At 69.6% G+C, this 23,740-nt stretch carries 23 protein-coding genes, 2 pseudogenes and 1 riboswitch; of the genes and pseudogenes, 17 read left to right on the top strand and 8 right to left on the bottom strand.

Translation table 11 applies throughout. The annotated features are described in order from the left end of the window. Positions 1 to 94: 94 nt before the first annotated feature. Positions 95 to 145 (bottom strand): annotated as a pseudogene (gene mbnA, locus ACGG9C_RS02050) (methanobactin); the annotation flags it as partial. A 27-nt stretch (positions 146 to 172) separates the two neighbouring features. Here mbnA and ACGG9C_RS02045 point away from each other — a divergent pair. After that, on the top strand, positions 173 to 1,159 hold the full coding sequence (locus ACGG9C_RS02045) for a PDR/VanB family oxidoreductase (protein WP_390178163.1): 987 nt from the start codon (positions 173 to 175) through the stop codon (positions 1,157 to 1,159). Positions 1,160 to 1,170: 11 nt separating this feature from the next. Here the strand turns inward: ACGG9C_RS02045 and ACGG9C_RS02040 are convergent, their stop codons facing one another. Further along, entirely contained in the window at positions 1,171 to 2,496 is a 1,326-nt protein-coding gene (locus tag ACGG9C_RS02040) for an amidohydrolase family protein (protein WP_390178162.1), read from the bottom strand. 60 nt (positions 2,497 to 2,556) lie between these two features. Here ACGG9C_RS02040 and ACGG9C_RS02035 point away from each other — a divergent pair, with 60 nt between their 5' ends. Continuing rightward, entirely contained in the window at positions 2,557 to 3,444 is an 888-nt protein-coding gene (locus ACGG9C_RS02035; RefSeq protein WP_390178161.1) for an LLM class flavin-dependent oxidoreductase, read from the top strand. Between the two features lie 44 nt (positions 3,445 to 3,488). Here ACGG9C_RS02035 and ACGG9C_RS02030 read toward each other — a convergent pair whose 3' ends face one another. Continuing rightward, the gene (locus tag ACGG9C_RS02030; RefSeq protein WP_390178160.1) at positions 3,489 to 4,958 is read right to left on the bottom strand and encodes an NAD-dependent succinate-semialdehyde dehydrogenase; all 1,470 of its coding nucleotides are present in this window, start codon (positions 4,956 to 4,958) and stop codon (positions 3,489 to 3,491) included. A gap of 440 nt (positions 4,959 to 5,398) precedes the next feature. On the opposite strand from ACGG9C_RS02030, the gene ACGG9C_RS02025 reads away from it, so the two are divergent. Next, positions 5,399 to 6,016, top strand: a complete 618-nt coding sequence (locus ACGG9C_RS02025) for an SIMPL domain-containing protein (RefSeq protein ID WP_390178159.1) — start codon at positions 5,399 to 5,401, stop codon at positions 6,014 to 6,016. Positions 6,017 to 6,021: 5 nt separating this feature from the next. Then, entirely contained in the window at positions 6,022 to 6,438 is a 417-nt protein-coding gene (locus ACGG9C_RS02020) for a hotdog fold thioesterase (protein WP_390178158.1), read from the top strand. Here ACGG9C_RS02020 and ACGG9C_RS02015 read toward each other — a convergent pair. Beyond that, the gene (locus ACGG9C_RS02015) at positions 6,432 to 6,731 is read right to left on the bottom strand and encodes a hypothetical protein (protein ID WP_390178157.1); all 300 of its coding nucleotides are present in this window, start codon (positions 6,729 to 6,731) and stop codon (positions 6,432 to 6,434) included. The two genes, ACGG9C_RS02020 and ACGG9C_RS02015, sit on opposite strands and share 7 nt — an antisense overlap. 102 nt (positions 6,732 to 6,833) lie before the next feature. Between ACGG9C_RS02015 and ACGG9C_RS02010 the strand changes: the two are divergent. The 7 genes and pseudogenes from ACGG9C_RS02010 (at position 6,834) to ACGG9C_RS01980 (ending at position 13,370) form a co-directional block, all read left to right on the top strand. Continuing rightward, positions 6,834 to 7,627: pseudogene (locus ACGG9C_RS02010) on the top strand (transglutaminase family protein). A gap of 46 nt (positions 7,628 to 7,673) precedes the next feature. Next, positions 7,674 to 8,129, top strand: coding sequence for a hypothetical protein (locus tag ACGG9C_RS02005; protein WP_390178156.1), 456 nt, complete (start codon positions 7,674 to 7,676; stop codon positions 8,127 to 8,129). A 155-nt stretch (positions 8,130 to 8,284) separates the two neighbouring features. Beyond that, positions 8,285 to 8,746: a hypothetical protein gene (locus ACGG9C_RS02000; RefSeq protein WP_071044645.1), complete on the top strand. Its 462-nt coding sequence runs from the start codon at positions 8,285 to 8,287 to the stop codon at positions 8,744 to 8,746. A 184-nt stretch (positions 8,747 to 8,930) separates the two neighbouring features. Then, positions 8,931 to 9,995 carry an LLM class flavin-dependent oxidoreductase gene (locus ACGG9C_RS01995; RefSeq protein WP_071044644.1) on the top strand — a complete coding sequence of 355 codons (1,065 nt, stop codon included), beginning with the start codon at positions 8,931 to 8,933 and terminating at the stop codon, positions 9,993 to 9,995. After that, on the top strand, positions 9,992 to 10,660 hold the full coding sequence (locus ACGG9C_RS01990) for a cysteine hydrolase family protein (protein ID WP_228480794.1): 669 nt from the start codon (positions 9,992 to 9,994) through the stop codon (positions 10,658 to 10,660). Before ACGG9C_RS01995 ends, ACGG9C_RS01990 begins: the two co-directional genes overlap by 4 nt. After that, a complete protein-coding gene (locus ACGG9C_RS01985; RefSeq protein WP_228480795.1) occupies positions 10,636 to 11,991 on the top strand; it encodes an NtaA/DmoA family FMN-dependent monooxygenase in 1,356 nt (451 codons plus the stop codon). The genes ACGG9C_RS01990 and ACGG9C_RS01985 overlap by 25 nt, the downstream gene beginning before the upstream one ends. A gap of 53 nt (positions 11,992 to 12,044) precedes the next feature. Further along, positions 12,045 to 13,370, top strand: coding sequence for an MFS transporter (locus ACGG9C_RS01980; protein ID WP_194383594.1), 1,326 nt, complete (start codon positions 12,045 to 12,047; stop codon positions 13,368 to 13,370). Here the strand turns inward: ACGG9C_RS01980 and ACGG9C_RS01975 are convergent. Both ACGG9C_RS01975 and ACGG9C_RS01970 read right to left on the bottom strand, forming a co-directional pair. Then, the gene (locus ACGG9C_RS01975; RefSeq protein ID WP_194383595.1) at positions 13,345 to 14,091 is read right to left on the bottom strand and encodes an SDR family NAD(P)-dependent oxidoreductase; all 747 of its coding nucleotides are present in this window, start codon (positions 14,089 to 14,091) and stop codon (positions 13,345 to 13,347) included. The genes ACGG9C_RS01980 and ACGG9C_RS01975 overlap by 26 nt on opposite strands. Beyond that, a complete protein-coding gene (locus ACGG9C_RS01970; RefSeq protein WP_071044641.1) occupies positions 14,088 to 14,738 on the bottom strand; it encodes a pyridoxal 5'-phosphate synthase in 651 nt (216 codons plus the stop codon). Before ACGG9C_RS01970 ends, ACGG9C_RS01975 begins: the two co-directional genes overlap by 4 nt. A 242-nt stretch (positions 14,739 to 14,980) precedes the next feature. Between ACGG9C_RS01970 and ACGG9C_RS01965 the strand changes: the two genes are divergently transcribed. The 6 genes from ACGG9C_RS01965 (at position 14,981) to ACGG9C_RS01940 (ending at position 21,318) form a co-directional block, all read left to right on the top strand. After that, positions 14,981 to 16,090 carry an ABC transporter substrate-binding protein gene (locus ACGG9C_RS01965; RefSeq protein WP_071044640.1) on the top strand — a complete coding sequence of 370 codons (1,110 nt, stop codon included), beginning with the start codon at positions 14,981 to 14,983 and terminating at the stop codon, positions 16,088 to 16,090. Between the two features lie 38 nt (positions 16,091 to 16,128). Next, complete coding sequence (locus ACGG9C_RS01960) at positions 16,129 to 17,169, top strand: zinc-binding dehydrogenase (RefSeq protein ID WP_176759414.1); 1,041 nt, start codon at positions 16,129 to 16,131, stop codon at positions 17,167 to 17,169. Positions 17,170 to 17,176: 7 nt separating this feature from the next. After that, positions 17,177 to 17,986 (top strand): ABC transporter ATP-binding protein, encoded by an 810-nt coding sequence (locus ACGG9C_RS01955; RefSeq protein WP_071044755.1) that lies wholly within the window; start codon positions 17,177 to 17,179, stop codon positions 17,984 to 17,986. Then, positions 17,983 to 18,777 carry an ABC transporter permease gene (locus tag ACGG9C_RS01950; RefSeq protein ID WP_194383596.1) on the top strand — a complete coding sequence of 265 codons (795 nt, stop codon included), beginning with the start codon at positions 17,983 to 17,985 and terminating at the stop codon, positions 18,775 to 18,777. The genes ACGG9C_RS01955 and ACGG9C_RS01950 overlap by 4 nt, the downstream gene beginning before the upstream one ends. 42 nt (positions 18,778 to 18,819) lie before the next feature. Continuing rightward, positions 18,820 to 19,839 carry a LacI family DNA-binding transcriptional regulator gene (locus ACGG9C_RS01945; protein ID WP_176759413.1) on the top strand — a complete coding sequence of 340 codons (1,020 nt, stop codon included), beginning with the start codon at positions 18,820 to 18,822 and terminating at the stop codon, positions 19,837 to 19,839. 117 nt (positions 19,840 to 19,956) lie between these two features. Continuing rightward, positions 19,957 to 21,318, top strand: coding sequence for an NtaA/DmoA family FMN-dependent monooxygenase (locus tag ACGG9C_RS01940; protein WP_071044636.1), 1,362 nt, complete (start codon positions 19,957 to 19,959; stop codon positions 21,316 to 21,318). Between the two features lie 15 nt (positions 21,319 to 21,333). Here the strand turns inward: ACGG9C_RS01940 and ACGG9C_RS01935 are convergent, their stop codons facing one another. Continuing rightward, on the bottom strand, positions 21,334 to 22,224 hold the full coding sequence (locus ACGG9C_RS01935; protein WP_286718560.1) for a bifunctional methylenetetrahydrofolate dehydrogenase/methenyltetrahydrofolate cyclohydrolase: 891 nt from the start codon (positions 22,222 to 22,224) through the stop codon (positions 21,334 to 21,336). 99 nt (positions 22,225 to 22,323) lie between these two features. Continuing rightward, complete coding sequence (gene glyA, locus ACGG9C_RS01930; RefSeq protein WP_194383598.1) at positions 22,324 to 23,598, bottom strand: serine hydroxymethyltransferase; 1,275 nt, start codon at positions 23,596 to 23,598, stop codon at positions 22,324 to 22,326. 38 nt (positions 23,599 to 23,636) lie between these two features. Beyond that, positions 23,637 to 23,720, bottom strand: a riboswitch (ZMP/ZTP riboswitch). Positions 23,721 to 23,740: the final 20 nt, after the last annotated feature.

Genomic DNA, 23,740 nt, shown 5'->3' with positions numbered 1-23,740 from the left:
TGGTGACGGTTTGGGGAACGGTGTTGGCTTGACCAACAATGGCCATTGAACGCCGACCCTGTTTCGACCACCCACGCCACGTGTTGCGAGCCTGTTACGACTCGCAGCAGGCGCCGGATCGCCCGGAAACGTCGATTACGGTCGTCCCTCAGAACCACCCCGAGGAGCACCCGTGAGCTACTTCAGCGACGTCGAACGAGATCTCGTCATCGCCGCCCGCACCGACGTCGCCGACGGCGTCGTCGCACTCGACCTCGTCTCGCCCAACGGCCGCGACCTGCCCGCCTGGACCCCCGGTTCGCACATCGACCTCGTGCTGCCGGGGTCCTCGCGGGGCGAGGTCGTCGAGCGGCAGTACTCGCTGTGCTCCGACCCGGCCGAACGCGGATCGTGGCGGGTCGCGGTGCTCCGCGAGGACGCCGGCCGCGGCGGGTCGGTGCGCGTGCACGAGAGCGCCGCGGTCGGAGCGCGCATCCGGGTGCGCGGACCTCGCAACCACTTTCCGTTCGTCCCCGAGCCGGGCCTTTCGTACCGGTTCGTCGCGGGCGGGATCGGCATCACCCCCCTGATCGCCATGGTCGCCGCGGCGGCCGCGGCAGGAGCGGATTGGCACCTCGACTACGCCGGCCGCTCGCGCCGAACGATGGCCTTCGCGAGCGAGCTCGCCGCGGCGCATCCGGATCGCGTGGCCCTGCACGCCGCCGATGAGGGCGGGCGGTTCGACGTCTCCGGCCTCGCCGCATCCGCCGACGAGCACACGCGCATCTACGCGTGCGGCCCGGCGCGGCTGCTCGAAGCCCTCGACGCGGCGTTCCCGGGCGAGGACGGCACCCGCCTGCACCTCGAGCGGTTCGAAGCGATGGAGTTCGGCGAACCGGTGTGGTCCGATCCGTTCGAGGTCGAGCTCGCCCTGTCAGGCGATGTGGTGACGGTCTCCCCCGGGCAATCGGTCCTGGACGCGATCACCGAGCAGTCACCCGAGACCGTGGTGCTCTCCAGCTGCCGGCGCGGCACCTGCGGCACGTGCGAGGCCCCCGTCCTGGAGGGCGAGATCGAGCACCGGGACTCGGTGCTCACGCCGCTGGAGCGGCAGGACAGCACGGTCATGATGGTGTGCGTCTCCCGCGCGACCTGCCCCCGGATCGTGCTCGACCTCTGAGACCTCCCGGTTCAGCCGGCGATCCGCGCACGGAGGCCGGCGACCAGCGTCGCCTCGTCCGCGGTGAGCAACCGTCCGCCGCGCACCACCTCCGCTCCCTCGACGAAGACATCGCGCGGTCGTCGCCCGGGCGAGGCCCACAGGAGCCCGGCGACCGGGTCTGCGACACCGGCATCGGCAACCCCGGAGACATCCCACACGCACACGTCGGCTCGGGCGCCCGCGCGGAGGTGCCCGATGTCGTCTCGACCGAGGCCCGTGGCGCCACCCTCGGTCGCCATGCCCAGCACGGCCCGGGCGGGGAGCTGTGCGCCGACGAGTCCCGACACCTGCATCGCCAGGCGCGCATCCGCGAGCAGGTGCCCGGCATCGTTCGCCCCCCCACCCGAGGTGCCGAGCCCCACGACGACACCCGCGGCCTGCAGAGCGGCCACGGGTGCGATCCCCCACCCCATCGGCACGTCGCAGCCGGGCGCGTGGGTCGCGGTGACGCCCGCTGTCGCCAGGCGGTCGATCTCCGACGTCGTGACGTCGCAGAGGTGCGCGATCGTCACCCCCTCGTCGAGCCACCCCCATTCTTCGAGGAGATCCAGCGGACGACGCCCGTAACGCTCCAGAGCGATCTCGGTGTCCACCTGCTCGTTCGCCTGCGTGCGGCGGCGCAGCCCGTGACGCGCGGCGACCTCGCCCAGGCGCCGGAAGGTGGCCTCCCCGTCGGAGTGCACACCGGCCGGACCCACCGCGATCTGCAGCATCCCGTCATCGGTGACGCCGCGCTCGTGGCCGACGCGCAGCAGCGTCTCCACGATCGCCTCGGCCCCCTCGGCGGCGATGCCGGCATCGTCGCGCGCGGTGCCGCGGACGAAGGCGAGTCGGGCGCCGAGCTCGCGTGACACGGCCGCGATCGCTCCGGCGATCTCGGCCACCTCCCGGGCGGGGTCGCTGCCGGGCCGAGGCCAGTTCAGCTGGTGGTCCGCCACCGTCGTCACGCCCGACAGCAGCGACTCGGCCATCCCCACGGCGGCGGTGCGCGCCGTGAGGGACGGATCGATGCCGGCTGCGGCATATGCCGACGCCATCGCCGGCAGCCACTCGCGCATGGGCACGCCGCGGGTGGCGGGCAGGGTGCGGAAACCCGACTGCAGCAGATGATGGTGGGCGTTCACCAGCCCAGGTGTCACGACGCATCCCGACACGTCGATCTCGTCGACGCGAACAGCGGCGAGATCGTCCGCGGTCGGTGCATCGACCACACGGCCCGCGTCGATCCAGAGATCTCCGGCATGCTCGGTCGTCGCATCCACGAGCACCCGCACGGCGCCTCGGAGTCTCTGCATGCACCCGTTGATATCACGCGGAGCGTTCCGGAATGTTTCGCCCTGCGAGAGCATGGGGGCATGCCCCGCATCGGAATGATCCATCAGCCGACCCTGCCGCCGGAGACGCTTACCGATCTCGCCCGTCGCGCGGAAACCGCCGGTGTCGAGGAGGTGTGGGTGTGGGAGGACTGCTTCAAGCAGAGCGGCCTCGCCCCGCTGATCGCGGCTCTCGCCTCGACCGAGCGCCTGCGCGTCGGCGTGGGCATCCTGCCGATGCCGCTGCGCAATCCCGCCCTCGCGGCGATGGAGATCGCGACCGTGGAACGGCTCTACCCGGGGCGTGCGATCTTCGGGTTCGGACACGGGGTGCTCGACTGGATGGGACAGGCCGGCGCACGGGTCGCCTCACCGTTGACGCTCATGCGCGAATACGTGCCGGCGCTGCGTCGGCTTCTCGCCGGGGACGAGGTGACGACGTCGGGCCGGTACGTGCGCCTCGACCGGGTGAAGCTCGCCTGGCCGCCCGAGCGCACTGTGCCGGTGCTCGCGGCCGGCGAGGGCCCGAAGACGCTGTCTCTCACGGGCGAGGTCGCCGACGGCACCGTCCTCACGGCGGGATCCAGCCCCGCCATGGTGCGCTCCGCCGTCGCACGCATCCACGGCGCCCGTGAAGCTGCGGGCCGGAGAGGACCCCACGAGATCGTGGTGTTCCTCATGTGCGCGTTCGGCGACACCGCCTCAGCGCTCGAGGCGGAGTTCGACGCGTGGGGCTTCAGCGGTGAGCGCCGCTTCGCCGCGTCCGGCGACGATGCCGCAGTGGCCGAGGCGATCGCCGCGCTCACCGACGCCGGCGCGACGAGCGTCATCCTGCAGCCGTTGTCGCACGACGCCGACCTCGCCCCCTATGCCGCCGCGACGGCACGGGTGACCGCGATCGTCCGCGCCGCCGAGCCGCCCCGACCCTGACGAGCGGCCGGGCGGCCCGGCCGCGGGCAGCCCGGCACCTCGGGTCAGAACGGGTTCGGGGTGAGGGTGTACTTCGTCTGGAGGTACTCGTGGATGCCCTCGGCGCCGCCCTCGCGGCCGAGACCCGACATCTTCCAGCCGCCGAAGGGGGCGGCGGCGTTGGAGACCACGCCGACGTTGAGCCCCATCATCCCGGTCTCGAGACGCTCGATCATGCGCTGGCCGCGCGCGAGGTTCTCGGTGAAGACGTACGAGACCAGGCCGTACTCGGTGTCGTTCGCCAGCCGCACCGCGTCGTCTTCGTCGTCGAAGGGCACGATCGCCAGGACGGGTCCGAAGATCTCCTCGCGAAGGATGTCGCTGCCGGCGGCGACGTCGGTGACGACCGTCGGCTCGAAGAACGTTCCCGGTCCGGTCACCGGCGATCCGCCCGTGCGCACCTGAGCCCCGCGGTCGACGGCGTCGGCCACGAGCGATCGCGCCTTCTCGACGGCGCGATCGTCGATGAGCGGACCGATCGCCACGCCCTCCTCGGTGCCGCGACCGATGCGCATGCCCTGCACGCGCTCGGTCACGCGGCGGGCGAACTCGTCGGCGACCGAGCGGTGCACGATGAACCGGTTCGCCGCGGTGCACGCCTGACCGATGTTGCGGAACTTCGCCAGCATCGCGCCGTCGACCGCCTTGTCGAGGTCGGCGTCGTCGAAGACGACGAACGGAGCGTTGCCGCCGAGCTCCATCGACGTGCGCAGCACGCCCTGCGCGGCCTGCTCGAGAAGCTTCTGCCCGACCGGGGTGGATCCGGTGAAGGAGAGCTTGCGCAGCCGCGGGTCGCGGATGATGGGCTCCGAGACGGCACCGCTGGAGGACGTGGTGATGACGTTCACGACACCGTCGGGAAGCCCGGCATCCTGCAGCAGCTTGACGAAGAAGAGCGTCGTGAGCGGGGTGAGCTCGGCGGGCTTGACCACGACGGTGCAGCCGGCGGCGAGGGCCGGTGCGATCTTGCGCGTGGCCATCGCCAGCGGGAAGTTCCAGGGGGTGATGAGGTAGCACGGGCCGACCGGGTGCTGCGTGACGATCATGCGGCCGGTGCCCTCGGGGTTCGCCCCGTAGCGTCCCGAGGCCCGCACCGCCTCTTCGCTGAACCAGCGGAGGAACTCCCCGCCGTACGCGACCTCGCCGCGTGCCTCGGCGAGCGGCTTGCCCATCTCGAGCGTCATCAGGAGGGCGATGTCCTCCTTGCGCTCCTGCAGGAGGTCGAAGGCGCGACGGAGCAGCTCGGCGCGTTCGCGCGCGGGCGTCTGCGCCCACGACGGGAAGGCCTCGACGGCGGCGTCCATCGCGGCGGCGCCGTCGACGACCGACGCGTCGGCGATGGTCAGCAGGCGTTCCCCGGTCGCCGGGTCGAACACCGGCAGGGTGGCGCCGCCCTCGGCGGCGCGCCACTGCCCGCCGATGAAGAGCCCGTCGGGGACGTGGGCAAGAAGTGCGGTCTCTCGGTTCTCTGTCATCGATGACTCCCTGTGTCGGATGCCGCAGCATCCTCTCGATCGTGCTCGATCGCGAAACGCATGTCGGTGCCATTCTGCCGCGCCGGCGCAGCACCCGCGCCCTCCACCGCGTACAACGGCGAGCTCGACCTTCGCCGCAGCGGCGAAGGAACCGATCCTGGCGGACCCGGCGGTCACGCCCGGAACGAGCGCGGCAGCTGAGCCGGAGACGCTGCCTCGCCCACCCCGCGGGTGCACCGTGAACAAGACAGGAGATTCGGCGGAATCAGCCGCTGTGGGAGGCTTCCCGCGGGCATTTGACCCGAATCTCCTGTCTTGTTCACACCGGGCGCGACGAGCCGCGCCGCACCGGCGAACGAGCCAATCGTGGCGGACCCGGCGATCGCGTGGTTGCATGAAGCGAGGCTGCGCCGCCTCGATGCGCGGCCCGGGAGGCACGTATGACCGTCATCACCACCGTCGGCACCGCCGAACGGCATCTTCCCGCCGAGCGTGCCACGCTCGTCGCGCGCGTGTCGGTCTCGGATGCCGACCGCGCCACCGCGATCGCCGCGGCGACCGCGCTGCACAACCGGCTGGCGGCGCGGGCGGGCGAACTCCACGCCGCCGGGGACGCCACCTGGCATCACGCGTCGACACTCTCCACCGGCGTGCACCAGTGGGTCGACAACGACGGATCGCTCCACCGCGAGCACGTGACCACCAGCTCCGTGCAGATGAAGCTGTCGAACCTCGATCGCGTGGCCGACACCGTCGAGCAGCTGAGCGCGATGGGCGCGTCGGTGCACGCCTCGTGGGCCCTCACCGAGGTCACGCGAACCCGCGTGACGAGAGAGATCCGCGCGGCTGCCGTCAGCGACGCCCGCGTCGAGGCCGACGACTTCGCCTCGGCCCTCGGCACGACCATCGCCCGGGTGGTCACGCTCCGCGCGGGCGAGGCAGGTCCCGGCCCCGTGGGACTGCGCAGCGCCGCGATGGCGTCCGGCGAGAGCGCAGAGGTCTCCATCCCGGACATCACCGTGCGCGTCGAGGTGACCGCGGAGTTCGAGACCTCCTGACGGGCATGGACGACACCCACGCGACGGAGCACTCCCGTCGCATCGCCGCGTCAGACGCGGTGCTGGTCGCGCTCGGCATCGGCGTCGACCGCGCGGAACCCGGCTCTGCCGTCGTGCGCATGCGCGTGCGCGAGGACATGGTCAACGGCGCGGGCGTGGCGCACGGCGGCATGATCTTCACCCTCGCCGACGCCGCGATCGCCCTCGCGAGCAACCACACACCGGATGCCGCGCTCGTCGCCGGCGCCGACATCGTCTTCCTCACGCCCTCGCACGAGGGCGACGAGCTCGTCGCCGTCGCCGAACAGCGCGCGGTCACCGGTCGGACAGCGCTCTACGACGCGCGTGTCCTCACCGGCGGACGGGTGATCGCCGAGGTGCGCGGCCGCGTCCGCCTCCCTCGGCCGGTCCCCGGTCAGTAGGTCTCGGAGACCAGCCGCACGTTGTACTCGGCGACCCGCTGCGGAACACCGTCGAACGCCTTCGCCCGCGCATCCGATGCGAGGTAGGTCTCCTCCAGGCGCAGGAAGACCTGCTCATCGCCTTCGGCGCTCACGGCCCACACGAACTCGTTCGTCTCTCGGATGCCGTACGCGAACTCGATCGCGAACCCGGCGGCCGGCCGCACGGCCGGCATCCACTTCTGCCACCACTCGACGAACGCGTCGTATTCGCCGTCGACGAGCGTGTACCGGCGCAGCTGCACAGTCCTCATCCCCCCATCCTGCCCGCTCACCGATGCTCGGGGCGCCCACCGGAACGCAGGACCCGATGTCAAGCCTCGACACACGGACGGCGGCCACGGCACACTCGGAGCATGCAGAGGGATGTCTCCGCCCACGTCGCCTTGGATGTCACCGGTCCCGCAGAGCTGGTGTTTGCGATCGCCATCTCGCGTCATCACGCTCCCGACGAGACGCTGAAGGTCACCGTCGACGGAGCGCCCGTTCCCGTCGACGAGCTGCCCGATGCGCACGGCACCCGGCTGCACCGGGTGCCGTGCGAGACCGGGCACCTCGAGCTGTCCTACGAGGCATCCGTCTCCGGAACGGGAGACCCCGATGTCGCGACCGACACCGACCTCGTGACCTACCTGCGCCCGAGTCGCTACGCGGAGTCGGACGCGCTCGCCCCCACCGCCGTCGCGGAGTTCGCCGGCGTCGAGCCCGGTGCCCCGCTGCTCACGGCCGTGTCGTCGTGGGTGGGGACGCGGCTGGCCTACGAACCGGGATCGAGCCTGCCGACCGACGGCGCGGTGCGCACACTGCTGGCCCGCCGCGGCGCTGCCGCGACTACGCGCACACGTGCGTGGCCCTGCTTCGCGCGCTGGGCGTTCCCGCCCGGCTCGTCGCCGTCTACGCTCCCGGCCTGGATCCGATGGACTTCCACGCCGTCGCCGAGGCGTGGGTCGACGACGCCTGGCACGTCGTGGACGCCACGACGCTCGCACCCCGATCGACACTGCTGCGGATCGCGACCGGACGGGATGCCGCCGACACGGCCTTTCTCACCGTCACACGCGGCGGCGCTGCGCTGGCGTCGATGGAGGTCACCGCCACGGCCGACGCGCTGCCGGACGACGACCTCGATCGCCTCGTCGCCCTCCGCTGACACGTTTCCGCGTGCGTCGGGTCACGCGGCGTGCCAGGCTGAGGGCATGAAGACCTGGGTCGTGCGCCTCCTCACCCTGTGGGCGTTCAACGTCATCGTGCTGCTCGTGATCGCCCTCGTGATGGGTCAGGTCGTCGCGGTCGGATGGAGCGCCCCCTGGGCTGCACTGCTCCTCACCGTCGCCACGGTGTGGCTGCGGCCGGTCATCCGGAAGTTCTTCCAGAAGCGCGCTGCGGGCTCGGTGCATCGACGCACCAAGGTGGGAGAGAAGGTGCTGCAGCTGGGCATCGTGCTCCTGGTCGCCCTCATCGTCTGGGTCGCGGTCGTGCTGCTTTCCGGCGTGAACACGACCGGGTGGATCTCCTGGTGGGTGTTCCCCCCGATCATCCTCGCGATCGCATGGGCGGTCTGGGACGCCATCGCCGCCCGCGTCGAGGCGAAGGGCCAGGAGCTCTACGTGAAGGCCCTCGGCGGCCCCGCCTCCCCCAACCCCGAGCGATGAGCAAGGGAAGAGCTGGATTCCGTCACGTCAGGCTGCTGGGCTCGCCGAAGGACCCCAGCTAGGCTGTGCACGCAATGCGCGCATAGGCTGGGCCCGTCCCCTCACGACGGATGCCCGCCCGCGGCTCCGCCCACGCACGCAGGAGTTCTTCGTCCATGACCGCCGCCGGCTTCAGCGACGACATCGCCCTCGAGACCGACCGGCAGGGCGAGTGGGGGCGGTTCCCGGACGATGCCCCGGAGCGTGCCGCCCTGATGGAACTGAGCCGTGAACTGGCAATCCCCCTGCGTCCGCTGCGGATGCGCGTGCGCACTCAGGAAGGCAGCCGTGTCGAAGTCGACGGGGCCGCCTCTGACGGAAGCGTTTTTGTCCAGGTTTCGCTGCGTCGCGGCGACTTCACGTCCCAGCACCGGAACAAGATCATGGCCGACATGTTCAAGCTCAGTTGGCTGCGCACCGCGGCCGCGCCGGGGGCGCGGGCCATTCTCTGCGTAGGGGTCAACGCAGCGGCCGCATTTCGGCCCGGCGGCTGGCTGCCCCGCGCCGCACCCGACATGCACATCGAGGTCTGGGTCTGGGACGGCGAGCGCATCGTCGGGCTCGCATCTCGCCCCTGAAGCCAGTTGCCGGGCCCAGCGCTCTTCCACTATCGTTTCCACGTCTGCATGGACCTCCGCCGGAACACCGCACTCGCGTTCGCTCGGCACGCTTTCCATGGTCATCGATGATGTCCACACCCCTGGGAGGCCTCATGGTCCACACGCGTTCGCCGCTTGCCCCGCACCCCGTCAGGAACAGCGCATGAGCGGCACCGAGTACGGGCTCTTCCTCCCCAATGCGGCCGGCGGCTGGCTCATCTCCGACACGGCGCCCTACCCGCCCGCCGACTACGACTACAACAAGCGCGTCGCCCGGCTCGGCGAACAGATCGGCTTGGACTTCGTCATGGCAATGGCCAAGTGGCGCGGCTTCGGGGGTGCGACCGACCACTGGGGCGAAACGATCGAGTCGGTCACGATGATGGCCGGGATCGCCGAGGCGACCGAGCGTGTCAAGATCTGGGCGACGATCCATGCGAACATGCAGAACCCTGCCTTCGCCGCCAAGGTCTTCGCGACGCTTCAGCAGATCAGCGGCGGGCGTGCCGGGCTCAACATCGTGAACGGCTCGTATGCCGATGAGTTCGAGCAGATGGGCCTGTGGGACCCCGATATGTCCCACGATGAGCGGTACCGAATGACCGAGGAGTGGACCCGCCTCGTTCTGCGCCTATGGAGCGAGGACAGCGTCACCGAGCGCGGCGAGTTCTTCACGCTCACCGACTGCCAGTCGCGACCGCGCCCCACCACCCGACCCACTCTCATCAGCGCCGGCCGTTCCGAGAGCGGGCGCGCTTTCCAGGCGCGCTACGCCGACGGCGCATTCCTCGGCGCGGAGAGCCTCGAAGAGATGGCCGGGTTCTCGCGCGACGTGCACGAGCGCGCCGCCGCCGAGGGCCGCGAAGTGCGCACCTACTCGATGCTGACCGTCGTCATGGCCGACACCGACCGGGCCGCGGAGGAGCGGGCGGCGCGGTACGCGGAAGGACTCGACAGGGAGGCACTGGCGAACATGCGCCGTTCGTGGGGCTGGGATGCTCAGCGAGCACTGTCGTGGGCGCAGGAGGCCGAGGGCTCAGAGGCGTTCCAGACGCCGTACGTAACGGGCGCACCGGAAACCGTCATCGAGCGCATCCGGCACGTCGTGGACGCCGCCGAGCTGGACGGCCTGATGCTGATCTTCCCGGACTATCTCGAGGATCTGGCTGCCTTCGGCACACACGTCCTGCCTGCGCTGCGCGCCGCGGAGTCGGGAGCCGGATCGTGAGCGCCGGCCCCTCGCTGCGGGAGCGGCAAGAGAATGCCCTCCGCGCACGTGCGGAGCGTGGAGCGCTGCTCGTCGTCGACGTGCAGCGCTCGTTCGCCGATCCGGAGTTCCTCGCCGAGTACGGGCTGAGCCGCCGGGAGTTGGCGAGCCTCGCCGGCGCCGTCGAGCAATGCGCTCTGGCGGTCACTCGCGCACGGGAGGCGGGCATCCCGGTCGTGTGGGTCGAACTGGAGAGCGCCCCCGACTCGCACTGGCGGGCGAGTTCCTGGCTGAATCTCGGTGATCCGGCGGCGCCTCTGCTGAATGCGCCGTGTGTGAGCGGAACGGCGGGGGCGGAGTGGTTCGCCCTCTCTCCTGAACCGGAGGAGATCCGCATTGTCAAGCGCCGCTACAGCGGCTTCGCCGGCACACCGCTGGCGGCGAAGCTGAGGGAAGCGGGTGTCGAGTGGGTCTCGGTCGCCGGACTGACCACGGAATGCTGCGTCGCCGCGACCGCGTTCGACGCGTTCCAGCACGACTTCTCCGTCGTCGTGCTCTCGGATGCCACGGCCGCCTATTCCGCGGACCTGCACGATAGCGCACTCACGGCGCTGGGCTTGAATGCCGGGCTCGTGATGAGCACCGACGAGGTGGCGGCGCTGTGGACAGCACGGCGCGCGGCATGAGCGGCATCCACACCGCCCTCGACCTGTCGTTCACGCACACAGAAGGCCGCTGGGCACGGCCAGGTTCGTGGGTGGGACGCGACTTCCCCGATGTGCGGATGTTCCAGGAGATCGCGGTGACAGCCGAGCGCGCCGGCATCGACATGCTCTTCTTCGGCGACGGCAGCGGCATCCCCGACACCTGGCGCGGCTCGATCGCCCCCGCCGTGGAATGGGGCATCCAGTGGCCACGGCAGGACATGAGTCCGGTCGTCGCCGCGATGTCGACCGTGACCGAGCACATCGGCTTCGGACTGACCTACTCGTCGACGTACACGCATCCGTTCACGACGGCGCGCCTGCTCAATTCGCTCGACCACGTCACGGACGGACGCCTCGCCTTCAACGTCGTCGCCTCCTCGCGCGGCGCGGACGCTGCCAATTACGGCTTCGACGAACTCATGCCCCATGCCGAACGCTATGAGCGGATGGCGGAGTTCGTGGCCGTCTGCAAGGCCCTGTGGCACTCCGTCGCCCCCGACGCGATCGTGCGCGAGCGCGAGCGGGGACGCTTCGCGGACCCGAAGAAGGTGCACGCGATCGATCACCGCGGCACCCATTTCACCGTGAAGGGACCGCTCAGTGCCGTGCCGAGCCCGCAGATCGAGCCGGTGCTGGTGCAGGCCGGCGGCTCTCCCGCCGGCATCCAGACCTCTGCACAGTTCGTCGAGCTCGCCTTCGGTTTCGGGGGGTCGGTCGCGGCGCAGCAGAAGTACCGCGAGAGTCTCGATGCCGCCGTGGCCGCGGCCGGGCGCGATCCCCTGAGTGTCGGTGTCCTGTGGGCGACGCAGCTGATCGTCGGGCGCACGGCCGCGGAAGCCGACGAGCGCCGTCGTTCGGTGCTCTCGTTCTGGAACGAGGAGGCGGTGGGTGCGCACATCTCTCACAACGCCGGCTTCGACTTCTCGACGCTACCGGCGCGGTTCCACCTGGGCGATCTGGCTGATTGGATCCGAGCCGCAGAGGCAAGTCCCGGCGGCCTGGTGGGGATGCTCGTGTCAGAACTCGGCCCCGACCACACGATGACCAGAGCGGAGTTCTTCGAGCACGGGTGGCGCCATGCGACAGGCATGGACCACACCCTCGTGGGTTCTGCCGAGCAGGTGGCGGATGCTCTCGAGGAGAACTTCGCCGCAACGGGAGCGCGCGGCGGCTACATGTTCAGCTCACCACTGGCGACCCCCTCCGGACTTGCGGACATCGCGGAACTTCTGCTGCCGGAGCTGCGCCGCCGCGGTGCGCTAGCGCCGCGCTACCCCGGACGTACGCTCCGGGAGAATTTGCGCGGATGATCACGAGGGGAGCCCGCGCCAGGTCACCATGGCTGACACTCGTAGCACTGTGCTTGGGGTTCTTCCTCATGCTGCTGGACAGCACCATCGTGGCGGTCGCGATCCCCGCGATCTCGCGCGAGATGTCGGCGCCCGCCGCCGCGACGGTGTGGGTCAACAGCGGATACCTGTTCGCGTACGCCGTTCCTCTGTTGTTCGCCGGCCGGTGGGGCGATCGCATCGGCGCGCGACGCGTGTATCTGATCGGACTCGTGCTTTTCGTCGCGGCATCGGCAGCGTGCGGTCTGTCCGCCACGCTGCCGGCGCTCACGCTGGCGCGCGTCGCGCAGGGCCTGGGGGCCGCGCTCATGACGCCGCAGACCCTCGCGATCATCCGCCGCGTCTTCCCCGCAGCCACCATGCCGGTGGCTCTCGGAGTGTGGGGCAGTGTAGGGGGTCTCGCCGCGGCGGCCGGCCCGCTTCTCGGGGGGCTGCTGGTCGGACTCGCCGGGTGGCCCTCGATCTTCCTGGTCAACGTGCCGCTGGGCGCGGTCGCTTTCGCCCTGGCCCTGATGTGGGTACCGTCGTCTCCGCGCTCGGGTGCGACGATCCCGGTTGCACCGGTCGCACTCGGCGCCCTCGGGGTACTCGCGGTGATCGTCGCCGTGCATGAGGCGGCGAGCGCACCGGTGTTCCTGACGGTTCCCGTCGCGGTGGTCGGTGCCGCGCTGGTCGTCCTCGCGATCCGGATACAGCCGCACGATCCGCGCCGCGCTCTCATGCCAGCCCGGCTGCTGCAGAGCCGTGGCTTCGTGCGCGCGACCCTCGGAGCGACCGGCGCGAGCTTCGTTGTGGGTTCCGCTCTGATCCCGGTGATGCTGGAGCTTCAGGACGACCGCGGACTGTCGGTGGCCCAAGCGACCCTCGCGATCCTGCCGCTGGGAGTCGTCTCGGCTGCGACCGCTCCGTTTGCGGGCACGAGCGTTGCCCGGTGGGGCCCGCGGCCGGTCGCGCTCGTCGGAGTGACGGCACTGGCGGTCTCCACGTGCGCGACGGCGGCGTCGGTCCAGCTGGGGGCGCCGGTGTGGACGACGGCGGCGGCGATGGGTCTGTTCGGTCTGGCCAACTCCTTCGTCTGGTCTCCGCTGGCGACAGCGGCCATGACCGCGATCGAGCCGGAGTTCGCCGGTGCGGCCTCCGGCGCGTACAACGCCACCCGCCAGCTGGGCGCGGTCCTGGGCAGCGCAACGGTCGCAGCTGTGATCGCGACGGCGGGGACCGCGGCCTCCCTGTGGGTACTGGGCGCGACCGCCGCTCTGTCGCTGGTCGTCGTCACGGGGCTGCCGCGACGTGCATCCGCCCCATCGGGGGCGGTCAGTGCATCACCATTCCGCCGGTGACATTGACAGCTTGGCCTGTGAAGTAGCTACCCTCGTCGGAGGCGAGGAACAACGCCAGACCCGCAACGTCATCGGTGGTACCGAGGCGCCCGAGCGGGGAGTAGCTCGACCACAGCGCAACCTTCTCCGGGGTGCGCGTGTCGGCGCCCATCTCGGTGAGCACGTACCCCGGGCACATCGCGTTGACACGGATGCCATGGGCGCCAAGTTCGAGCGCTGAAACGCGAGTGAGGGCGACGACGGCCGCCTTCGACGCGGCGTACGCCACCTGTCCTTCACCGCCGGTCTTGGCCGCCATCGAAGCGAGGTTGACGACGGCACCGCCCGCACCGGCCTCGATCATGGCGGTGGCCGCGACCTGTGTGGTCACGAGCATCGCCCGGGTGTTGACCGCGAACATCGCGTCCCATTCGTCGGGATCCGTCTCCAGAACGCTCGCGAAGCGCAGCATCCCCGCGTTGTTCACGAGTACATCGACGCCCGAAAGCCGATCGATCGCTTCGCGCATGGCGCGACGCGCGTCGTCATTGTCAGCGAGGTCAGTCTCGATGAACCGTGCGCCGATGCATTCGGCATGCGCACGACCGGCATCGGCCATGCGGTCGAGGATCGCGACATGGGCCCCTTCCTGTCCGAAGCGCTCCGCGATGCGTCCACCGATGCCGCGTGCTCCGCCGGTGACGATCACGCGGGTGCCGGCGAACCGGTCGGGCGTGCTCATGCCTGGATCGCCTCTCGCGTCCACCGGCTGTCCGCGCGGCGATAGTGCACACGCCGGTTGAGGGCCTCGGGATGCCCCTCCCAGAAGGTCATGGCGTCCGGGAGCACACGCAGCCATCGCCAGTAGGCGGGTCGCTCGATGGGCTCCCCGCTGTCGCGTAGCCTCGTGAAGCGCTCCAGCTGCTCGTGTTCGTCGGTCAGGGGCAACCCATGAAACGAGACGCTGCGCGAGGCCCGCACGGAACGCGTCTCGGCCGCGAAGCGTTCGTCCGATTCCGCGTCATCCGCCCATACGACCGACCCGGTCACGTTGACCGACTGCGCACTCTCGCGCCAGAAGGCAGAGACGGCCGCGCGCCCGGTCTGCTCGATCTCGACGCCCTTGCGACTGCCGGCATTGGTCGTGAACAGCAGGGCGTCGTCTTCGACGGCGAGCAGTTGGACGGTCCGGCTCGAGGGGATGCCGTCGGCCGACGCCGTCGCGAGCGTGACGTATTGCGGGTCGAGCCCGCCACGCTCGGCGACCGCGTGCCACCAGGCGCGCAGCAGGACGAGCGGGTTGGCCGGGGCCGTCGCGACATCCAGGCGTGGCCCGTCGGCGGGCGTCGCCGGAAAGACCAGGTGGGAGTCGGGGGTGGATCGCGACATCGTCCTCTTCCTGTCGGCGCATCATTCGTGCGGGGAGAGTCCAGGATTGCAGCCTCACGGACCCGGAAACGGCACCCATCCAAAACCTTTTACATGGCCGTAATAAAACGATTTACATCGGGAACACATTCGTTGTTAGCGTGCCGGACACGCGCTCACTGCAACCCCGGCCCCACCGAGCACGACGACTCCACCCCTCCCTCACCCGCTCGCCGGCCCCCGGCATCGCATGGAAGGTCACCATGACTCTCGACACCCGATTCACCCGAAAGGCCCTCACGGCGCTGACCCTCGCATCGGCCAGCGCCCTCCTGCTCGCCGGCTGCTCCGGCGACGCAGACGCCACCGACGACGCTTCGGCGTCGACCGGTGTCAGCGACATGATCAGCGCGGACCGCTGCGCCGAGAACGAAGCCGCCGGACCCATCACCTTCCTCACCTCATACGCCTACGTGGCATCCGTCGGACTGCTCGACGTCCTCACCGCGAAGGACCAGGGCATGTTCGAGGACATGTGCCTCGATGTCACCATCGAGCCCGGATCGAACAACACTCAGCTGGTCTCGGCCGGCACGGCGCAGTTCGCCGGTGTCGGCAGCCCCTCCGACGTCATGGTCGCCATCGACAACGGCGCGGATGTCTCCGCGATCGCCACCTACGGCAACACCCCCGCCATCATGTTGATGACCAACACCGACATCTCCGACCTCTCCCAGCTGGAGGGCACGACTGCCGGCTACAAAGGCGCCATCCCGCCGCAGATCTCCGCCATGCTCACCGCCGACGGCGTGGACACGGCGAGCATTGAATGGGTATCGGTGGGCTACGACCCGACGATCCTGCCGCAGGGGCAGGTCGACGCACTCACCGGCTACAAGTCCAATGAGCCCCTGGTATTGGCCTCACAGGGCTACGACGTGACCGAGTGGGACCCCGCCGACTACGGCATCGAGTCCGCCTTCAACACGCAGATCGTCAATTCCACGTTCGCCGAGGAGCACCCCACCGCCGTCGAGGACTTCCTGCGCGCGAGCTTCGCCGCCTACGCGTGGATCAATGAGTCGGACGAGAACCTCGACGCGGCCCTCGCATACGCCGAGTCGCTCTCGGAAGCCGGCTACGACCTCGATCTGAGCGCGCAGCGTTGGAAGACCGAGGTGGGCCTGGTCGAGGAGAGCCAGCCGGAAGGCACGGTGCTGGGATACCAGGCGGTCGACCAGTGGACGCCCGAGGCGGACATGCTGATGGAGAACGACCTCATCAGTGCAGAGCCCGACATCGAGAGTGAAATCGACACGAGCTTCGTCGAGGCGATCTACGGCGACGGCGAACTGGTCTGGCCCGCGCCGTAATGAAGGCCTGGGTCCAAACGGACTTCGGCGGCCCGCGGGTGCGGCGACGACTCGACGTCGCCGCACCCGCGGCCGCACCCGACGAAGTCATCGTGCGCGTGCTGGCGATCGCGTTGAACCGTCTCGACGTGCTCCAACGAGTCGCCCCCGTCATCCCGGCGATGTCGATCCCCCACATCGCGGGAATGGACATCGTCGGCCAGGTGGAGACCGTGGCAGCGGGTGCCACCTCTCCCGCCGCCGGCGAGGTGGTGCTGATCGATCCCGTCGTCAGCTGCGGATCGTGCGAATACTGCCTGGGTGAGACACCGACCTACTGCGCGCAGTTCGCCACGATCGGATCCACGCGGGCGGGCGGCATGGCCGAGTTGGTGGCGGTACCCGCGCGCAACTGCACCGTCGTCTCCGTCGCCCCCGAGGACACCGAACGTCTGGCGGCCCTCGCCGCCGTCCCGGTCGCCGGTGCGACCGCGTGGCGTGGCCTTCTCAGCGCCGGTGCGCTCACGGCCGGAGAGACCGTGGTCATCCCCGGTGCCGGATCGGGCCTCGGCGCCGCCGGCGTGCAGATCGCCCTCTCCCGCGGCGCACGGGTGATCACCCTCGTTTCGGGTGAGCGCAAGCGCAAGCGCGCCTTGCGCTCGGGTGCGCACGAGGTCATCGACCGTGCCGCGACCCCCGACTGGGTCGCCGAGGTGTACCGCCTGACCGATGGCCGCGGAGCGGATCTCGTGTGGGACCACGTCGGCGGCGAGTTCCTGGGAGCCGCTCTGCGCGCGACGCGTCCGGCCGGCCGGGTAGTGCTCTCGGGAACGACGGCGGGCCTGGATACTCACCTCCACCTGCCCGACTTGTATCAGCCGGGGCGGAACATCCTCGGGCACGGCAGTTACAGCCGCGCGGACATGGCGGCGGCGATCCATGCGTTCACGAGCGGCGAGTTCACCGTCGTGATCGACTCGGTCTTCGACTTCGAGGAGCTGCCAGACGCGGAACGCAGACTCGAATCCAACGACTTCTTCGGCAAGATCGTCGTACTCGGCCCCGAGCGTTCCCCTTCCCCGACCCCGATTCCGGAGTGAGATGACGATGAGTCAGAACCAGAGCGACGCGACGATCGAGGTCAGCGGGGTCGGGCGCACCTACGTGCGCGGCAAGAAATCGGTCCAGGCCCTCTCAGGCATCGACCTGTCGATCCGGCAGGGCGAGTTCGTGACCCTGTTCGGCCCGTCCGGATGCGGCAAGTCGACGCTCCTGCGCCTGCTGGCAGGACTGGACGAGCAGACCACCGGCGAGATCTCCATTTTCGGGTCGACGCCTCGCAAGGCGTCCGCACGCAAGGACATCGCGTGGATCCCGCAGTCCTCCGCGCTGCTGCCCTGGCTCGACATCCGCGCGAACGCGGCGTTGTCCGCCGTGATCAACAAGAAGGCGGACCGCAAGGGGGTCAGCACGCGCCGCCCCGAGGATGCCGAGGCGATTCTCGCCGAAGTCGGGCTCGGGGACTTCCAGCGCTCGCGACCCGATCAGCTCTCCGGCGGGATGCGGCAGCGCGCCTCGATCGCACGCGGCTTCGCGCAGGGCGCCCCTGTGATGCTGATGGACGAACCGTTTTCCGCGCTGGACGAATTGACCCGCGATGCGCTGCGCATCCGGCTGTTGGAGCTGTGGGAGCACCACAAGAAAACGATCGTGTTCGTCACCCACTCGGCACAGGAGGCGGTGCTGCTCAGCGACCGCGTCGTGGTCATGAGCCCGCGCCCTGGTCGCATCAGCGACATCGTCAGAGTCGACTTCCCACGCCCTCGCGGGTGGGAGCTGACCGAGACCCCCGAATTCACGGCGAAGGTCGCCGAGGTCAAACAGATCCTCTGGAGCGCGTGGAAGGGCGACGAATGAGCACGATCGACACCCCCGCCGAGCGCCGCCGGACGCGCCGCCGCCTCGGCGTTCGCACGGGAAACGCGGCGCTCACAGTCGGGGCGCCGCTGGTCCTGTTCGTCGTCCTCGCCGTGCTGTGGCAATGGACGGCGGCGACCTTCACGAGCGTCCTGCCCCCGCTGCAGGACATCGCCGCGGACATCGCGGAGCGCCCTGAGTTCTACGTCGAGAACCTGATGGTCACGATCCGCTCCGCGATGACCGGTCTGCTCATCGGCGTCGTCGTCGCGCTCCTGCTGGCGGCCACGGTCGTTCATTTCACGTTCCTCCGCTCGGCCATCATGCCCGTCGCGTTGTTGTTGAACGTCACACCCATCGTCGCGATCGCACCCGCTCTGGTGGTCGCCTTCGGGTTCAGCGACGTGCCGCGGATCATCATCGCCGCCATCTCGGCGTTCTTCCCGATGCTCATCAACGCCATCACGGGTCTGCGGTCCGTCGACCCGCAGGCGCTCGAGGTGTTCAACGCCATGGCCGCGAGCAGGCGGGAGATCTTCTTCCGCCTGCGCATCCCCTCGAGCCTGCCCTACCTGTTTGCCGGTGCCCGGCTGTCGGTGACGGCCGCGATGATCGGCGCCGTGGTCTCCGAGTTCACTGGCTCCAGCAAGGGCATCGGCGCCGTCATCGTGACCGCGACGACCTATCTGAACCTGCCCCAGATGTGGGCAGCGATTCTCTTCTCGGCCGTCACAACATTGTGCCTGTTGGGCATTATCGGGCTCATCGAGCGCGTGATCGTGCGCTGGTAGGCTTTCTGCGCCATGCCTCTCGTCCCGCAGGGCCATGGGCCCGTGACACTCAAGGACGTCGCGGCGCGTGCCGGCGTGAGCATCTCCACCGCGAGCAACGCGCTGACCGGGTCACGCGCCGTCAGCGCGAGCTCGGTACAGCGTGTGCTGCAGGCGGCCGCCGAGCTCGGTTATCAGAAGAACGAGGCCGCCCGCACCCTGCGCACGGGGTTGCGCAGCGCGATCGGCCTCGTGGTGCCCGATGTCACCAACCCGTTCTGGGGCGGCATGATCGGCACGATCGATCGAATCGCCGCCGAATCGGGGTTCCAGGTAGCGCTGACGAACACGGAGTTCGATCCGCAGCGCGAGACGGCAGCACTGGCACGACTGGTCTCGCGGGTGGACGGTATCCTGCTCTTCTCCACGCAGCCGACCGGACCGGCCGTGCGTCCGCTGCTGGAGATGGGCATTCCCATGGTGGCATGCGACGAGGTGTTCGATCTCGACGGCCTGGGCGGGGTGTATTCGGACAACGAGGCCGGCGCGCGCGCGGCCGCGCACCACCTCGTGGATGTCGGCGGGCGGGTGTTCGGCATGCTGGAGGGCCCGGTCAGCCTCACGACCGCGCAGCAGCGGGCCCGTGGTTTCCGGCAGGGACTGGTCGATCGAGGGATCTCACCCTCCCATATCCACACCGCCGTCGCGGAGTACTCCTTCGAGGGTGGCCGCGCCGGCATTCGGCGCCTGCTCGAAGAGCATCGCGACGTCGACGCGGTCTTTGCGTGCACCGACAATCAGGCGATCGGCGGCATCTTCGAGGCGATCGATCTGGGCCGTTCGATCCCCGACGATCTGCTGGTGTGCGGGTTCGATGACATCAGCTGGTCGTCGCGCCTGGCACCCTCGCTCACCACGCTGCGCCAGGATGCCGAGGGAATGGCCACGTGTGCCGCGCTGATGCTTCTGGAGATGATCACGGTGGGCGGCGAACCGCGCGTCGAGGTGTTCCCCGTCGAACTCGTCGCGCGCGATTCCACGCGCCGTCAGGGCGCGTGGACGACCTCGGTTACGACTGTGTAAAACGTTTTATATTTGGCGCGGATCGGATGTCGCCACACGGCAAGCTGGGATGGCGCACCGTCGTGCGCCGCGTGGGCCATGACATCGACGGCCGCGTGAATCATCGAAGGGGTACGCATGGCCGAACCGCTGCACTTCGGGGTGTTTGAGATCCTCACCCCCTCCAATGGCGTCCCCACCTGGCGCCACCCGCACGGTCGCGCCGACGTATACGGCGACGTCGCGTACTGGACGACTCTCGCGCGAACGCTCGATGACGCCGGCTTCGACTTTCTCTTTTTCGCCGACAGCTACGGCTACCCCCTCGTAGACGGCGCCGTCCCCGACGAAGTGCTCTCCCATGGCATTCTCTTCCCCGGCTACGACCCGATGCTGCTGGTGAGTGCGGTCGCGCAGGCGGCACCGAGCCTGGGCATCGTCATCACCTCCTCGACCTCGCTCGAACAGCCCTTCCCCACCGCCCGACGCTTCGCGACGCTCGATGCGTTCACCGGCGGCCGGATCGGGTGGAACATCGTGACCGGATCGACCGCGCAGGTCACCGAGGGCCTGTTCGGCATCACGCACTACGACCACGACACCCGCTACGACGTCGCCGACGAGTTCGTCGACCTCTGCCGCACACTCTGGGAAGACGCGTGGGACGACGACGCGGTCGTCCTCGACCGCGGTGCCGGCGTACTGATCGACCCTGAACGCGTGCGCGAGGTCGACTACCGCGGCGAGTACTTCGCCAGCCACGGGATGTTCAAGGTGCCGCCGGGGCCGCAGCGCACCCCCATGCTGTTCCAGGCAGGCGCCTCGGCCCGCGGACGCGACTTCGGTGCCCGCAACGCGGAAGCGATGTTCATCCAGGGGCAGGACAAGGAACAGGCGTTGAAAGCCACGCGCGACATCCGCGCCCGCGTCGCCGCGGCAGGCCGTGACCCGCACAGCCTCAAGCTGCTCAGCGGCGTCACTGTCACCGTCGCCCCGACGAGCGCGGAGGCGCAACGAAAGCGCGAGGAGCTCGAGAGCCTGTTCTCGATGGACGACGCCGCCGTCCTGTTCGCCGGGTTCACCGGTATCGACCTGCGAAGCCTTGACCCTTCGATGCGCATCGAGGACATCCCGGGCAACGACCAGGGGCAGACCCCACTGGACCGGTATCGCACGGTGGAGGGCGTGGACACCGTCGGCGACGTCCTGGAGGCCTTCCGTGTGCAGGAGCGCGGCTTCATCGTCACCGGCAATCCATGCGAGGTCGCCGAGGAACTCGTGGAGACGGCCGCCTACGCCGACATCGACGGGTTCATGCTCGAGCCGACCTTCGGCGACGCGCAGGCCTACGAGGAGTTCATCGAGCTCGTGGTGCCGGAGCTTCAGCGGATGGGCGCGTGGCCAGAGCCCGACCGCTCCGCCACGCTCCGCCAGCGGATGGGATTCGCGACACGTACCCCGTCGTTCCGCCCGCTATCCCGCAACACGAGGGCATCCTGACCCCCTCCCGCCCTTTCACCTCTCAGCCGGACAACCGCGCTCGGCGGCCTCGACGACGTTCGTCATGAGCAGCGCGACGGTCATCGGGCCGACGCCGCCGGGATTCGGGGAGAGCCAGCCGGCGACATCCGCCACATCCGGGTCCACGTCACCATAGACCGCGCTCTTGCCGGTCTCGGGGTCGGTCTCGCGCGTCACACCGACGTCGAGCACCGCCGCGCCGGGTTTGACGTCCGCCGCGCGCACGATGTGCTTCACGCCCGCGGCGGCCACGATGACATCCGCCTGCTTCAGGTGCTGCGACAGGTCGGCCGTGCCGGTGTGCGTGAGCGTCACCGTCGCGTTGATCTCGCGCCGGGTCAGCAGCAGGCCGATCGAGCGGCCGATGGTGACACCGCGCCCGACGACCACCACGTGCTTGCCGTTCAGGTCGTAGCCGTTGCGCTGCAGCAGCTCGATGACACCGCGCGGCGTGCACGGCAGCGGCGTCGTGATCGGGGCGTTCACGTTCAGCACGAGCCGACCGAGGTTCGTCGGATGCAGCCCGTCCGCGTCCTTGGCGGGATCGATCCGCTCGAGGACCGCGTCGGTGTCGATGTGCTTCGGCAGCGGCAGCTGCACGATGTAGCCGTGGCAGCTCGGATCGGCGTTGAGCTCGTCGATGAGCGCCTCGACGTCCGTCTGCGTGGCGTCGGCGGGCAGCTCGCGCTGGATGGAGTTCATCCCGATCGCCTCGCTGGCGCGGTGCTTCATGCCGACGTACAGCTGCGATGCCGGATCGGCGCCGACGAGCACCGTCGCGATCCCGGGCACGACCCCCTTCTCGGCGAGCGCGGCGACCCGCGCGCGCAACTCGTCTTTGATCGCCGCCGACGCGGCCTTTCCGTCCAGCTTCTGCGCGGTCATGACGCTCCCTCTCGGATCGATAAACACATCCCGCCCCGAGACATCGGGCATTGCGTGATGTCTCGGGGCAGAAGTGGTTTTTCGGATGTCGTCCCGGCGTTACTGCTGCAGCTCGGGGTAGAGCGGGAAGGCGCCGGTGAGCGCAGCCACGCGGGCCCGCAGAGCCTCGACGTCGGCGCCGGGCAGCAGGGCCAGGGCGATGATGTCGGCGACCTCGGCGAACTCGTCGTCACCGAAGCCGCGGGTGGCGAGGGCGGGCGTGCCGACGCGCAGACCAGAGGTGACCATCGGCGGACGCGGGTCGTTCGGCACGGCGTTGCGGTTGACGGTGATGTGGATCTCGTGCAGGAGGTCTTCGGCCTGCTTGCCGTCGATCTCGGCGTCGCGCAGGTCGACGAGCACGAGGTGCACGTCGGTGCCGCCGGAGCGCACGGTCACGCCGGCGCCGGCGACGTCTTCGCGCTGGAGACGCTCGGCGAGGATCGCGGCACCGCGCACGGTGCGCTCCTGACGGTCGCGGAACTCCGGGGTGCCGGCGAGCTTGAAGGCGGTCGCCTTGGCGGCGATCACGTGCATGAGGGGGCCACCCTGCTGACCCGGGAAGACGGCGGTGTTGATCTTCTTGGCGAGGTCGGCGTCGTTGGTGAGGATGAAGCCCGAGCGAGGTCCGCCGATGGTCTTGTGCACCGTGGAGGAGACCACGTGGGCGTGGGGAACCGGCGACGGGTGCACGCCGGCTGCGACAAGGCCCGCGAAGTGGGCCATGTCCACCCACAGGTACGCGCCGACCTCGTCGGCGATCTCGCGGAAGCGGGCGAAGTCGAGCTGACGCGGATACGCCGACCAGCCGGCGATGATGACCCTGGGCTCGTGCTCGACGGCGAGGCGGTGCACCTCGTCCATGTCGATCAGACTCGTCTCGGGGTCGACGCCGTAAGCGACGATGTCGTAGAGGCGGCCCGAGAAGTTGATCTTCATGCCGTGGGTGAGGTGGCCGCCCTGGTCGAGCGCGAGGCCCAGGATGGTGTCGCCCGGCCGGGCGATCGCGTGCAGCACGGCCGCGTTCGCGGTGGCGCCGGAGTGGGGCTGCACGTTGGCGAACTCCGCACCGAACAGCTCCTTGGCGCGCGCGATCGCGAGCTCCTCGGCCACATCGACCTCTTCGCAGCCGCCGTAGTAGCGGCGACCGGGGTATCCCTCGGCGTACTTGTTGGTGAGCACCGAGCCCTGCGACTGCAGCACCGAGACGGGAACGAAGTTCTCCGAGGCGATCATCTCGAGGTAGCCGCGCTGGCGGTCGAGCTCGCGCTCGAGCACCTGCGCGATCTCGGGGTCGACCTCGGCCAGCGGGGCCGTGAAGAAAGAGTCGGTCATGGCGTTCTCCTTGCAGACGGGATCGGGATTCCGAGTGTTCGATCGGCCCAGGCGTGCGGTCGACGTGCCATGCGGTCGCTTCCCGGTGGTCATCCACCTCAACGCCAGTCGCGACATCCCCGATCATAACGGATGCCGTCTC

This window comes from Microbacterium sp. MTN4-26 (genome assembly GCF_042846595.1).
GTDB lineage: Bacteria > Actinomycetota > Actinomycetes > Actinomycetales > Microbacteriaceae > Microbacterium > Microbacterium luteum.
The sequence above is the reverse complement of the archived record's forward strand: the minus strand, read 5'-3'. Positions and strand labels throughout refer to the sequence as shown.